The following is a 12,881-nucleotide window of genomic DNA, read 5'->3' as shown; positions in this document are numbered from 1 at the left end:
CTATCTGATGACGCCGGACAGGCTGCAAAACAAATAGCCCCGTCGCGGCGGGGCTGTTTGCTAACCTGCCAGGGCGGGCCGGGGTCAGTTACGCTTGATCTTTGACCAGGGTCTTCAGGCAACGCATGCACACGTTGCGGCTGACGAGGCGGCCATTGACCATAACCTTGACGCGCTGGATATTCGGCTTGAACTGGCGCTTGGTTGCCCGCATGGAGTGACTGCGGCTGTTGCCGTGCATGGGCGTCTTGCCACAGTAATCGCACTTCGCCATGGTGAATGCCTCGTTTGCTGATCTACGCACTTGGAAACTTGCGGCTTGGATGCTACCATAGCCGACCGGCTTTGGCAAGGGTCAGCCGGGTGCCGCGCCATACGCCCGACCCACGCTTACGCTGATGATTCGGCCAGGGTAGTGTATCTTTCGCGGTTGAAATTCAGATGCCGGTTGAAGGTTGCCCATCTACGCACCAAATCGCATGTGTATTTTCTCTCAAAATGACACGCGACTTCATTCTGTTGCAGGAACATGAAAACCATTCCACGAATTTCAACCGAAAAGGATACAGTACCTTCGGCCAGCGACAGGGTGTCGTTTGTCCGTCGTCTGCTATAATTAAGGTGCCTGTGCTGGCGACTGCGCTGGTCTGTGTGCTGCACACGGGCGAGCACCGGGGGCAAGGCTTCGCGCTTCCGGTCACGTAGCATCTGCAGGTTGTTCCAAGTCGATTGGATCAATGACCATGACCCAAGAACAAGTCATTCCTGGCGACATTCACATTGCTCCGGCGGTGATTGCGGCGATTGCCTCGCGGGCGGCGCTGCAAAGCTATGGGGTGGTGGGGATGACCATGCCCAACCTGGCCTCGGAAGTCGCCGCTGTCCTGTCGCGGGATATCCATCGCGGCGTTGAGGTCACGGTAAACAACGGCGAGATCACCATCGACCTGTATGTCATCATCGAATATGGCACCCGGATCGCCACCGTTGCCAACAGCCTGATCAATGCTGTCCGTTATCAAGTGGAGAAGACCGTTGGCTCCCCGGTCGCTCAGGTGAATGTCCATGTTCAGGGCCTGCGCGTGACACACCCTGACTCCTGAGTTCCAGAGCAGCCACAGAGAGAACCGACGTATGACCGAGCAGACGCCAACCCAAGATGCGTGCCTGAAACTGGATGGCCATCAGCTCAAACAGTTGCTGCTGGCCGGGATGTCCTGGCTGGAGCAGCACTATCAGATTGTGAACCAGCTCAATGTGTTCCCGGTGCCTGACGGCGATACCGGGATCAACATGTTGCTGACCATGCAAAGCGCCTATGCTGAGGTTGCCGAACTGGATGAACCGCATGTCGGCTCTGTGGTGCGGCGCTTCGCTAAAGGTGCGGTGAACGGCTCCCGCGGGAACTCCGGCGTAATTCTGTCACAGATCTGGCGCGGCTTCGGGGTGGCCCTGCGCGAGTCAGAGACGGTGGATGCTAGCGGCCTGGCCAGCGCCCTGCAGATGGGTACCACCTTTGCCTATGACGCTGCCCCCAAGCCGCCTCGCGAAGGTACCATCCTTACCGTTGTCCGTGAGGTAGCCGAGCGCGCGCAGGTGGTGGTACGTGAGGAGAGCGATATTGTCCGCCTGTTTGAGGCGCTGGTGGTGCAGGCCAACGAAACGCTGCAGCGTACACCGGAACTGCTGCCGATCCTCAAAGAAGCCGGGGTGATCGATTCAGGTGGGCAGGGGTTGACCTACATTCTGGAGGGCATGTTGCGGCAGCTACGCGGCGAGTCCCTGGAATCCGACCTGGTCAGGGCTGCCGCTGCGGCCCCGGCCCGCAAGCTCGCCCATGTGATGAGCGCGACCGAATTCGGTCACCCGTACGATGTGCAGCTCTTGCTGACCGGCGAAAAGCTGGATGTCGACCGCATCCGCGCGGCCATCCAGGCGATGGGCGATTCGGCGATTGTCACCAGCGATGGCGAAACTACCGTCAAGATTCATGTCCATGTCTACGATCCGGGCCAGCCAATCAGTTACGCGGTCAAGCTGGGCGTGGTCAGCGATGTGGTCGTCGAGAATATGTATGAGCAGTACCTGGACAACATCGGAGCCTCACAGCCAGTGCAAGCGCCTCCGATGCCCAGTGTGGAGCTGCAGCCGGACGACGTAGCCGTGATTGCGGTGGCTCCGGGCGATGGTCTGGCCCGCATCTTCTACGAGCAGGGCGCGGCCCGGCTGGTCAGCGGCGGCCAGACCATGAATCCCAGCACGGAAGAAATCTACAAGGCCCTGAGCGACGTGCCGGTCAACAAGGCAATCATCCTTCCCAACAATGGCAACATCATCCTGGCCGCTCAGCAGGCCGTCCGCAAGGCCCGCAACAAAGAGGTTGTGGTGGTCCCCAGCAAGAACGTCCCTCAGGGGATCGCGGCCATGCTGTTCTATGCCAACGCCCGCCTGCATGAGGATCGGCGCGGGGACCTGGCCTACATTGCCGAGGGTATGACCGCCGCGCTGGATGATGTCGTTTCCGGCGAAGTCACGGTGGCCGTGCGTAGCGTGGAAATGGATGGCGTGCGGGCCAGAGCCGGGCAGGTGATCGGCCTGCTGGAAGGCAAGATCGTGGCGGCCCATGACGATCTGAGCCAGTTGATGCATGACCTGATTGGCAAGCTGGACCGCAACGCCTACGAGCTGGTCACGCTCTACTATGGTGCGGATGTTAGGCCGAAGGATGCCGAGGCGCTGGCAGAAGTGCTGGCCTCCGCCTATGACTCGTTTACGTTTGAGGTCATTCCCGGAGGACAACCTCATTACTTCTACCTGTTGAGCATCGAATGATTAGCGTCCGGTGTGCCGGGGGCCACTGGCTTCCAGCACCGAGCACGGGCGAGCGAGAATCTGGCAACATACACGTTTAGAGGGGGAAGCGCTTGGCTAAAGTCAGTATTGTTACCGATAGCTCGGCGCAGTTTCTCGATCCGGCGTTTGTTAGTCAGCATGATATCACGGTGATCCCGGCGACCATTCGCCTGGGAGAACAGACCTTCCGGGAAGGCGTCGATCTGGACGCCGAAGGCTTCTTTCGGCGCGTGCTTGCTGAAGGGGCGCCACCTCCCATCCTGGAAGCGCCCACAGTGGCTGAGTATGTGGAACTCTTCGGGAGGCTGGGCGAACAGGCCGATCACATTCTCGTCCTGCCGATGGCCAGCGGCCTGAGCCAGTCGTACCGTAATGCGCAGACGGCTGCGGAGATCATGCGCGGACGCTCGGACATTGTGGTCATCGATTCGCTGACGGCTTCGGTGGGGCTGGCCTTTCTGGTGGAAACAGCGATCCAGGCGGTGGAAAGCAATGCGTCACTGGAAAGCGTGGTGCGGATTGTGCGCGCGGCGGTGCCGCGAGTTTACAGCGTGTTTTATGTGGAAACGCTGGAGTATCTCTTCCGTGGCAATCTGATCGGCGAAGCGCAGGCGATCCTGGGAAAAATCCTGGGTATCAAGCCCTTCCTGACCATTGAAGATGGCTGCCTGGTGCCTATGGAAAAAGTGCGGACGCGCGCCCAGGCGGTCGACAAATTGCTGGAGTTTGTGACCGAATTCGCCGATATCCAGCAGTTGGTGATTGTGCAGAACACCACCCAGATCACCGAGCAAACCCGCCTGATCCAGGATCGGCTGGCCCTGGAATTCGGCGAGCGGGACTTTCCGGTGGTGGTATACGGCCCTTCCCTGGCTGCTCACCTCGGCCCGGATGGGGTAGGGATTGTGATTTGCGAGGCTGAAGAAGAGGCGTAAGACGGTGGCAATCCTGAAAGTGCTGGCGGATAGCGTGTGCGATGTACCGGCGGAGGTAGCCAGGCAGCTGGATATCACCCTGATTCCGGCTGTTGTGGTTATGGATGGCCAGAGCTACCTGGATGATGGTGTGCAGCTCACGCGGGAGGCGTTTTACGCCAGGATGCCCAGCCTGTCGCAACTTCCAACCACCTCGGCCTGTCCGCTGGGTGTGACGCGGGAGATGATCGCCCGCAAGGCAGCCGAAGCCGATCACCTGATCCTGATTGCCGCCCCGGCCCGTCTGAGCGCCATCTACAACACCTTTTACCTGGCGGCGGAGGAAGTTGTGCCGGGCCGCTATACCCTGATCGACTCCGGGCAGGTGACTATGGGAGCTGGCTTCCAGGTGATTCAGGCAGCGGAGATGGCTGCCGCCGGGGCGAGTGCCGCGAAGATCGCATTAACGCTGGCGCGGATGCGCCCTCGTGTTCATGTCTTTGGGGCGCTCAACACGCTGGAGAATCTGCGTCGTAGCGGGCGGGTCGGCTGGGTAACGGCTATCGCGGGGCGCTTGTTGCAGATCAAACCGGTCGTCCAGTTGACCGAAGGCAATGTAAAATCTCTGGATAACGTCCGCACATTCAAACGGGCGGCTGCCCGGCTGGTGGAACTAGCCCGGCAATACGCGCCGCTGGAGCGGCTGGCCATCCTGCACACGAACAATCAGGTGATGGCCGAGGAACTGTGCGATACACTGGCGGATGTTACTCCGCCCGGCGACACGCTGATTGTCAATGTGAACCCGGCTCTGGGCACGCACGTTGGGACCGCCGCGCTGGGCCTGGCGCTGGTAACGGCGGGATAGCGAACTGAGACAGGTATGCCTTCAGCACTTGAAACCCTGATGAAAATCCTCAAGCTCGAACGCGAGCAGGGGTACAAAAACACCGCTGTGATTGGCGGCCTGGGCGCATTCACCGACCGGTGGCAGAGCGACGCGCACGCTCAGGCCAAGCGACCTGAGCACCACGCGCTGGTAGATGAACTGGCCGGTCTCATGCGCCGCTATGAGCAGCTCACCAGCCACGACGAGCGCCATGAGGCGGTCAAATACATGATCGGTCGCATTACCGGGCGCATCCCGCCAGCCGATACACCTGCACCACCGGGGCCTGCCGCCACGCCAGCACCCGTTCGGGAACAGCCACCTGCCAGATCTGCGCCGCGTCCTCCCGCACAGCAGGAGCGGATCGCCGAACCCCGGCGTGAACGCCCCCGGCCACCTGCTCCAGCGGTCGAATCCCCCCACCAAGCAACGCCGACGCCCCCTCCGGCGCAGGGGCCTTCCCCTGCCGAAGCGATGCCCCCCGTGGGCGCCGGGCCGGTGGAGGCCGAAGCTGCGCCGCTGGAAGCGGTGGAGCCGGAGACAGTAGCGCTGGAGATGATAGCGCCGGAAGAACCGGCGGCGCCCGCTGAAGCCGGGATGGAAGAGGCAGGACAGCCGGTTGAGCCATCCCGCCCTAAACCGCGCCGCAGACCGCGCCGTCCGCGCGAGTTGGCCGAGGAGCTTGACCTGCTGCGCGGGCTGGAAGCGCCGGTGACCGTCATCGAGGGTGTGGGGGAAAAGAACGCCGAAAAGCTGGCCCAGCTGGGCATCCGCACTGTGGGCGATCTGCTCTACCATGTTCCGCGTCGCCATGATGATTACACGCGCCTGTTGCCGATCAACCGCGCCCGACCCGGCGAGGTCGTGACGCTGATCGGCACAATAGTCAACAGCCGGGTCTTTAAAGGGCGCAGTGGCCGGCAATCCCTGCAGATCGTGATGGATGATGGCACGGCTACCCTGACCGTCTTCTTCTTCGGGCAGCCGTATTTGCAGGATCAGCTCAAGCGCGGCGAACAGGTGGTCGTCAGTGGCCGGGTCGAGCAGTACCTGGGCAGACCATCGATGAACAACCCGGAATGGGAGTTGCTGGAGTTCGACAACCTGCACACGCGGGCGATCGTCCCGGTGTACCCGCTGACCAAAGGGCTGCCCGCCCGCACCCTGCGCCGGATCATGAAGAGCACGGTGGATTACTGGGCGCCGCGGCTGCCCGATTACCTGCCGGAAAGCGTGCTGGATCGCGCCGAACTGGTCGATCTGGGCTGGGCGCTGCGGCAGTTGCACTTCCCGGAGCACTGGGATTATCTGCGCTACGCCCGCGAGCGGTTGGCTTTCGACGAACTGTTCCTGCTGCAGACCGCCATGCTGACGCGGCGGCGGGCCTGGCAGAAGGAACCGGGCGTGCCCCAGCCGGTGACTGATAGCTGGCTGGCGGGCGTGCTGGCTAACCTCCCCTTCCCGCTGACCGCCGCGCAGGAACGCGCCGTGGCCGAGATCCGGGCGGATATGGCCCGCGCTGTGCCCATGAACCGCCTGTTGCAGGGCGACGTGGGATCAGGCAAGACGATTGTGGCCGTGCTGGCCATGCTGATGGCGGTGGAGAATGGCGGACAGGCGGCGCTGATGGCGCCAACAGGTATCCTGGCCGAGCAGCATTTCCGCGCCATCACCCGCGCCCTGGCCACCCTGATGCCGGAACGCGAGATCGCCGTGCGGCTGTTGACCGGCGCGACGCCGCCCGCCGAACGGTCGGACACGCTGGCGCGGCTGGCGGCGGGGACGGTCTCCATCGTGATCGGCACGCATGCCCTGATCCAGCCTGATGTGGACTTCGCCAACCTGACACTGGCGATCATCGATGAGCAACACCGCTTTGGCGTGGCGCAGCGGGGCCTGCTGCGCGGCAAGGGGGCCAACCCGCATCTCCTGGTGATGACGGCTACGCCTATCCCGCGCACCCTGGCCCTGACCATCCACGCCGACCTTGACCTGACGGTGATCGATGAGTTGCCGCCAGGCCGTACGCCGGTGGAAACTCACCTGCTCACCGAACTGGAACGGGAACGGGCCTATAGCTTCATCGACCAGCAGATCGACAGGGGCCGGCAGGCGTTTATCATCTACCCCCTGGTCGAGGCGGAAGACACCGAAGATGAAAGCCGCGCCGCAGTGGACGAGTACGAGCGCCTGAGCCACGAGATCTTCCCGCGGCGGCGGCTGGGCCTGCTCCACGGGCGGATGAGCGCCGATGATAAAGATGCCGTCATGGCACGCTTCCAGGCGGGCGAACTGGATATCCTGGTCAGCACGGCGGTAGTGGAAGTGGGCATTGATGTGCCCAATGCCAGCGTGATCTTGATCGAAGGCGCCAACCGCTTTGGCCTGGCCCAGCTTCACCAGTTCCGGGGACGGGTGGGACGCGGGCCGCATCCATCCTATTGCCTGCTGATCAGCGACGCCGACGGAGACACTGCACGGGCGCGCCTGGAGGCGATGGTGCGCACAACTGATGGCTTCGAGCTGGCCGAGATCGACTACCGCCTGCGTGGCGCAGGAGACCTCCTGGGCACGCGCCAGAGCGGTTACGCGCTGCGCTTCCGCTTTGCCGAGGGCTTCAGCCCGGAGCTGGTCGCGCTGGCGCAACGCGAAGCGCGGGCGCTCCACGCGGAAGACCCCGACCTGTCGCTACCTGAGCACCGTCTGCTGGCGGAGCGCATCGCCATGTGGCAGGCGGCAACGACGGACCTGAGCTAGGCCGCCAGCCTGAGGAGGGCATCTATGCGCCGGGCGTTGTATCCTGCTTCCTTTGATCCGATTCATTACGGCCACATCGACATCGCCATGCGGGCGGCCCGCCTGTTTGACGAGTTGATCGTGGCAGTCTACGATCGACCGAACAAGCGCCTGCTGTTCAGCGCAGAGGAACGGCTCAAACTGGTCGAAGAATCGCTCCGCCATATCCCCAACATCCGATTTGCGATTTATAGCGGATTGACTGTAGACTATGCGCAGAAAGTGGGCGCTATTGCGATCATTCGCGGCCTGCGCGTGTTCTCCGATTTTGAGCTGGAGTTCCGCATGGCGCTGGCCAACCGCCGTCTGGCGCCCAGCCTGGAGATCGTCAATCTTATCGCCGGGGAGGCGTATGTCCACCTGAGCTCCAGTACCGTGCGCGAGATCGCCTCGCTGGGCGGGGAAGTCAGCACCATGGTCCCGCTGCACGTCCAGGAGGCGCTGCGCCGCAAGTTCAGCGAGCTACGGCAGAATGGCGATAACCCGGTGTACATGGTCAGTATGACCGACTGATTCGGGGGAAGGGAGTCTTGATATGGATATTCTTCATCTGGTCGACCGCCTCGAAGACCTGATCGATGAGGGGCGGCACATCCCGCTCAGTAAGTACACGATGATTGACGAGGAACGCGCGCTGGAGATCATCGACCAGATGCGCATTTCGATCCCGGAAGAGATCGAAAAGGCGAATCGGGTGCTTCAGCAGCGCGATCGCCTGATGGCCCAGGCCAATGAAGAAGCGGCGCGTCTGGTGGAACTGGCCCGCGAGCGCGGCGATAGCCTGATCTCCCGCGAAGCGATCGCCCAGGCCGCCCAGAGCCGCGCCGCCAACATCTTGGAACAGGCCCGTCAGGAAGCCGAGGCGATCCAGGCTGATGCTGACAAGTATGTCATGGATGTGCTGAGTGAGCTGGAAAGCCAGCTCATCCGCACGTTGACGGTTGTCCGCAACGGCATCAACACGGTCAATCAGCGTCAGGCGGCTTCCCGCCAGGCGCCAGCCGAAGCCAGCCCGGAAGCGCCTGTACAGCCTTCAGTCGCCGTCAGCGCGGAACAGGCGGCCAACTAAGCCTGGCTGGCGCTGCCGTCAATTTCCCAGAGGGCAATCCCCTTCCCCGGACGGCAGGTTGATTGCTGCCTGTTGATCACCGGACAGGGCGCACCTGTGTGCAGGCGCGCCCTGTTTCGTCCTCTTCGCGGGTAACGAGCACCTCAGTCTTCTGCCTCCGGCGGGAGGTCATTTCCTTCGCTGATCGGCGGCAGGGCCAAGCGCTGCGGGTGGGTGTAGATGCGCATACTGTTCTGCCGCACGTAGCCGATCACGCAGATCTGCCAGGCCTGGGCCAGCCGGACGGTCATGCTGGTGGGCGAGGTGTGGCTGGCAACAAGCGGCACGCCCATCATCCGCGCCTTGTTGAGCATCTCCGAGCTTATACGGCCACTGGTGACCAGGATGCGATCGCGGGTCTCAATGCCCGCCTGGAGCGCCTTGCCGGCGATCTTGTCGATGGTATTGTGGCGGCCTACGTCCTCGGCAACCAGCAGCAGCCCGCTTTCATCGCCCAGGATGGCAGTATGGACTCCGCGCACCCGATTGTAGAGGTGCGCGGCGCTTTTCATCGCCCGCATCAGCTCGAAGATGACTTCCGGCGTGGTAGTCCGGTCGGTCTGCAACGGCGGATGAGTTCGCTGCAGGTCCTGAAAGGTCACACCGCCACTACAGCCAGAGGTCAAGATCATGCGGCGTGGTGGATCGAACCTGTCACGGTTAAGGAAAATATCTACCGCGGTACGGCTGGCGTTGGGGCGGATCAGGCGAATCTCAGCCAGCGAGCGAATCACACCCTCATTGAACAGAAAGCCGAGCGCCAGTGCCTCCTGATCCAGCGGGCTGCACATGAGGGTCGCCAGTTCCTGAGCATTCACGTAGATGCTCAGCAGCAGTTCATCCACGACTCCGCCGGGGACGGCTTCGAGCCGGTCGCCGCTGAGGGTGAGGTAGGTGTAGGGGAAGGCGCCCGGCGTGTTGTCGGCCATGGCTCATTCCACCCGGATCGGTTTCTGGCGGCGGCGCATACCGCGACTGGTCTCCCGGATCTGGTCAGGGCTTAAGCCCTGTTCCAGGCCCCACTCGATCTTGGGTTTGAGGGCGTTCGTCGGGCAGACGCCCACGCACTGCCCGCAGAACACACAGGTGGACTCCGGCATGGGGATGTCGAAAGCAGTGGTGATGTGACTGCTGAAGCCGCGTGCGTCAATGCTCAGGGCGAAGATGTACTGAGCATCTTCCGCGCAGACCTGCATGCAGCGCCAGCACATCACGCACTTGTTGTAGTCGCGGATGTAAAAGGCATTGTCGTCAAGAACCGGATGCTCGCGCCTGCGACCCTCCGGGAAGCGCTGTGGATCAGCGCCATACTCGGCCATATAGCGCTGAATCGCTGGAGCCTGGGAGAGGTCAACAGCCGAATGAAGCATTTCCAGAATGGTGCGGCGGCTCGTCCGGACACGCTCATTGGCGGTTTCTACCACCATACCGTCCTGGCACGGCACGATGCAGGCCGGCTGCAGCAACCGGCCCCTGTTGATGTCTACCACGCACAACCGGCACAGGCCGCGGGGAGTGGTGGCGTCATGGGCGCAGATGGTCGGGATGTCGACGCCGATGCTGCGGGCTGCTTCCAGGATGGTGGTATTGGCTGGCACAGTGACCGACTGTCCGTCGATCGTGAGGGTGACAGTTGAGGCTGGCTCTGCCATACGGCACTCCTCTCTCAGCAATCAGGCATCGCTGCGCTAGGCGGGAAACAACTCCGGCCACTGGCGCATGGCGCTCAGGACGGCTGCCGCCGCCGTCTGCCCCAGCCCGCAGAGCGACGATTCGGTCATCGTTTGCCCGATGTCAGCCAGGCGCTGGCGATCGCCGGGCAAAGGAGTCGCCAGCCGATCCAGGATTTCCTTCTGGCGTTGCGTGCCAAGCTGGCAGGGATAACATTTGCCACAGCTTTCATGCTGGAAGAACTCACCGATCCGGCGCAGCACATCCCGCAGGTCAACGGTATCGTTGAAAACCATGATCGCCCCGGAGCCAAGCGTGCTGCCGATGGCCCGCAGGTCTTCAAACGTCAGGCGCACGTCGATCTCCTCCGGCCTGAGGAATGTCCCTGCCGCGCCACCCATCAGCACCGCCTGCAACTCGCCCACCACACCGCCGCACAGCGCCTCCAGCACATGGCGCAGTGTGACACCCAGCGGGATTTCATAGACTCCGGGCCGTTGCACATGCCCGCTGACAGCTACCAGCTTGATCCCAGTGCTGAGATCAGTCCCCCACTGGCGGAACCAGCGCCCGCCGCGATTGATGATACCGGGGACTTTGCAGAGCGTCTCGACATTGTTGATCACCGTCGGCTTGCCGAACAAGCCGTGCGTGGTCGGGAAAGGCGGCTTGATCCGCGGGTAGCCGCGCTTGCCCTCAATGGCTTCGAACAGGGCCGTCTCTTCCCCGCAGATGTATGCCCCAGCTCCGCGCCGCACCTCCACGTGCAGGGAAAAACCGCTGCCCAGGATGTTCTCTCCTAGGTAACCGGCGGCTTCCGCCTCGGCAATAGCTTGCTGCAGGCGCTCGGTAGCCAGCGGGTATTCCCCCCGGATGAAGATATAAGCCTGCTCCGCGCCAATGGCATAGGCGCAGATCGCCAGCCCTTCCAGCAACAGGTGCGGCCGGATCTCCAGCAGCACGCGATCTTTGAACGTGCCCGGTTCGCTCTCGTCGGCGTTACAGACGACGTAATGCGGGGTGCCCGGCGCCCGCCGCGTGAACGACCATTTGAGGCCGGTAGGGAAGGCCGCGCCGCCGCGCCCGACCAGCCCTGATGCCTCGATTTTGGCGATGACTTCCTCCGGCATCAGGTCGCTCAGCGCCCGCTGGAGTGCAACGTATTCGCCGTATTCGGCCAGCGTTTGCGCCCGGTCGGTGGGCAGGTCTCTGAGCAGCACCCGGGTCATACTGCCGATCACGCCGTTGTGGTGACCCGGCTGCCCGGCCAGAATAGCGTCAATATCGATCGGGGCATACTGCTGCTCGCCTGCGCCCTGGCGGCTAACCAGCGCCGCCGGGGCGTGCTCGCACAGGCCCAGGCAGGTGGTCTGCTCAACCGTGTACTGACCGTCGGGGGTGGTGCCACCGGGGACGGTCCCCAGCCGATCACACAGGGTATGCAGCGCCCGGTCCGCCCCGGCAAGGCCACATGAAGGGCTGGTGCACACCCGGATGATCGTCCGGCCAGCAGGCCGATCGTAGAACATGCTGTAGAAGCCGATGACGCCGTAAATATCCGCTTCGGGGATGTCCAGGGTCTGCGAGAGCACGCGAACGGCTTCCGGGCCGATGTACCCGTAAGCCGTCTGTACCGCCCACAGCGCGGGTAGCAGCGCATCGCGTCCGCGCCCGGCAAAGTCGGCGGCAAGGCGTTCCAGCGTGACCAGTTCCGGGGAGGTTTGATCGACCACAGGGTTACCTCGCTTGGGCAAGGAGGCAGACAGGAGTCTTCCAGGCAGATTCTACTATACTGTAACTGAAGATGATCGGTCTGGGAAGTTCTCTCTAATTGTGGCGACAGTGTCGGATGACCCTCACTGTTGTGGTGGGACAGAATGGTGAATGAGCAATGGGCCGAACGGTGATGATCTACGATGGCCTGTGTGGGCTATGTGTTGGCTCGATGCGGGCGATACAACGGTTAGACTGGCGGGAGCGGATTGACTATCTGGATGCCCAGGACTGGGCAGGGGTTCAGGAACGGCTTTCCGATGCAGCGATATCGCTGACTCAGGAGGCGCTGCTTGGTCTGATTCATGTCGTGACGCCAGATGGCCGGGTGCAGACGGGCTATGCGGGGGTGCGCGCCCTGCTACGTGAATTGCCGCCTCTGGCCTGGCTTTCTCCACTGCTTGGCCTGCCAGGAATTGCCTGGCTGGGACCTCGGGTTTATGGCTGGATCGCCGCCAATCGCTATCGCTTTAATCGCTTGCTGGGGCGCCCCGATCCCTGTCAGGACGGCGCGTGCCGGGTGCACGCCCCCAGGCTGTAAGGAGATAGAGAGAACGCGGGGGATAGGCTGGCGAGGGGGGCTACTGCCATTCCCACACGGGTTCGCCGCTCAGGATGCACCGGATCTGATTGGGGAAACGATCCGGGTCCAGAGGCTTACCCAGGAAGCCGTCGAAGCCGGCCTGCTGGGCGCGTTTCATCTGTTCCTCGCTGGTCTCGGCGGTTACGGCAACGACCAGGGTATTTTGCAACCGGTGATGAGCGCGGATTTTCTCCAGCGCCTGGTAGCCGTCTTCATACGGCAGGCGGATGTCCATCAGGACCAGATCCACACGCGGCAGGGTGTCGGCGAATTGCACAACCTGCCAGCCGCTGG

The 12,881-nt window shown here is 62.7% G+C and carries 13 protein-coding genes; 8 read left to right on the top strand and 5 right to left on the bottom strand.

What is annotated here, in order from left to right:
* Positions 1 to 88 precede the first annotated feature (88 nt).
* Positions 89 to 274 carry a 50S ribosomal protein L28 gene (locus tag HPY64_17005; GenBank protein ID NPV68831.1) on the bottom strand — a complete coding sequence of 62 codons (186 nt, stop codon included), beginning with the start codon at positions 272 to 274 and terminating at the stop codon, positions 89 to 91.
* 469 nt (positions 275 to 743) lie between these two features.
* On the opposite strand from HPY64_17005, the gene HPY64_17000 reads away from it, so the two are divergent.
* From HPY64_17000 to HPY64_16970, 7 genes are all read left to right on the top strand, one after another.
* Positions 744 to 1,103: an Asp23/Gls24 family envelope stress response protein gene (locus HPY64_17000; protein ID NPV68830.1), complete on the top strand. Its 360-nt coding sequence runs from the start codon at positions 744 to 746 to the stop codon at positions 1,101 to 1,103.
* Between the two features lie 31 nt (positions 1,104 to 1,134).
* Positions 1,135 to 2,832, top strand: coding sequence for a DAK2 domain-containing protein (locus HPY64_16995; protein NPV68829.1), 1,698 nt, complete (start codon positions 1,135 to 1,137; stop codon positions 2,830 to 2,832).
* A 92-nt stretch (positions 2,833 to 2,924) separates the two neighbouring features.
* Complete coding sequence (locus HPY64_16990) at positions 2,925 to 3,788, top strand: DegV family protein (protein ID NPV68828.1); 864 nt, start codon at positions 2,925 to 2,927, stop codon at positions 3,786 to 3,788.
* 4 nt (positions 3,789 to 3,792) lie between these two features.
* Complete coding sequence (locus tag HPY64_16985) at positions 3,793 to 4,635, top strand: DegV family protein (protein ID NPV68827.1); 843 nt, start codon at positions 3,793 to 3,795, stop codon at positions 4,633 to 4,635.
* A 15-nt stretch (positions 4,636 to 4,650) separates the two neighbouring features.
* Positions 4,651 to 7,413: an ATP-dependent DNA helicase RecG gene (gene recG, locus HPY64_16980; protein NPV68826.1), complete on the top strand. Its 2,763-nt coding sequence runs from the start codon at positions 4,651 to 4,653 to the stop codon at positions 7,411 to 7,413.
* Positions 7,414 to 7,437: 24 nt separating this feature from the next.
* A complete protein-coding gene (gene coaD, locus HPY64_16975) occupies positions 7,438 to 7,965 on the top strand; it encodes a pantetheine-phosphate adenylyltransferase (GenBank protein ID NPV68825.1) in 528 nt (175 codons plus the stop codon).
* A 22-nt stretch (positions 7,966 to 7,987) separates the two neighbouring features.
* Positions 7,988 to 8,521 (top strand): ATPase, encoded by a 534-nt coding sequence (locus HPY64_16970; protein ID NPV68824.1) that lies wholly within the window; start codon positions 7,988 to 7,990, stop codon positions 8,519 to 8,521.
* 143 nt (positions 8,522 to 8,664) lie between these two features.
* Here HPY64_16970 and fdhD read toward each other — a convergent pair whose 3' ends face one another.
* The 3 genes from fdhD to nuoF are packed head-to-tail and all read right to left on the bottom strand — an operon-like array spanning position 8,665 to position 11,964.
* Positions 8,665 to 9,489, bottom strand: a complete 825-nt coding sequence (gene fdhD / locus HPY64_16965) for a formate dehydrogenase accessory sulfurtransferase FdhD (protein ID NPV68823.1) — start codon at positions 9,487 to 9,489, stop codon at positions 8,665 to 8,667.
* A gap of 3 nt (positions 9,490 to 9,492) precedes the next feature.
* The gene (locus tag HPY64_16960) at positions 9,493 to 10,212 is read right to left on the bottom strand and encodes a 2Fe-2S iron-sulfur cluster binding domain-containing protein (protein ID NPV68822.1); all 720 of its coding nucleotides are present in this window, start codon (positions 10,210 to 10,212) and stop codon (positions 9,493 to 9,495) included.
* A 36-nt stretch (positions 10,213 to 10,248) separates the two neighbouring features.
* On the bottom strand, positions 10,249 to 11,964 hold the full coding sequence (gene nuoF, locus HPY64_16955) for an NADH-quinone oxidoreductase subunit NuoF (protein NPV68821.1): 1,716 nt from the start codon (positions 11,962 to 11,964) through the stop codon (positions 10,249 to 10,251).
* A gap of 158 nt (positions 11,965 to 12,122) precedes the next feature.
* On the opposite strand from nuoF, the gene HPY64_16950 reads away from it, so the two are divergent.
* Positions 12,123 to 12,545, top strand: a complete 423-nt coding sequence (locus tag HPY64_16950; GenBank protein ID NPV68820.1) for a DUF393 domain-containing protein — start codon at positions 12,123 to 12,125, stop codon at positions 12,543 to 12,545.
* A gap of 40 nt (positions 12,546 to 12,585) precedes the next feature.
* Here HPY64_16950 and HPY64_16945 read toward each other — a convergent pair.
* Positions 12,586 to 12,881: response regulator (locus tag HPY64_16945; protein NPV68819.1), on the bottom strand; the 296-nt coding region annotated here is incomplete at its 5' end.

The organism is Anaerolineae bacterium (assembly GCA_013178165.1).
In the GTDB taxonomy this organism is placed as follows: Bacteria; Chloroflexota; Anaerolineae; order Aggregatilineales; family Ch27; genus Ch27.
This window is presented reverse-complemented; position numbering and strand designations above follow the sequence as displayed.

Excerpts from the sequence above, each read along its gene's own strand:
- HPY64_16960 (NPV68822.1), bottom strand. The coding sequence starts at position 10,212 with ATGGCAGAGCCAGCCTCAACTGTCACCCTCACGATCGACGGACAGTCG.
- recG (NPV68826.1), top strand. The coding sequence starts at position 4,651 with ATGCCTTCAGCACTTGAAACCCTGATGAAAATCCTCAAGCTCGAACGC.
- HPY64_17000 (NPV68830.1), top strand. The coding sequence starts at position 744 with ATGACCCAAGAACAAGTCATTCCTGGCGACATTCACATTGCTCCGGCG.
- fdhD (NPV68823.1), bottom strand. The coding sequence starts at position 9,489 with ATGGCCGACAACACGCCGGGCGCCTTCCCCTACACCTACCTCACCCTC.
- HPY64_16995 (NPV68829.1), top strand. The coding sequence starts at position 1,135 with ATGACCGAGCAGACGCCAACCCAAGATGCGTGCCTGAAACTGGATGGC.
- coaD (NPV68825.1), top strand. The coding sequence starts at position 7,438 with ATGCGCCGGGCGTTGTATCCTGCTTCCTTTGATCCGATTCATTACGGC.
- HPY64_17005 (NPV68831.1), bottom strand. The coding sequence starts at position 274 with ATGGCGAAGTGCGATTACTGTGGCAAGACGCCCATGCACGGCAACAGC.
- HPY64_16970 (NPV68824.1), top strand. The coding sequence starts at position 7,988 with ATGGATATTCTTCATCTGGTCGACCGCCTCGAAGACCTGATCGATGAG.
- HPY64_16950 (NPV68820.1), top strand. The coding sequence starts at position 12,123 with ATGGGCCGAACGGTGATGATCTACGATGGCCTGTGTGGGCTATGTGTT.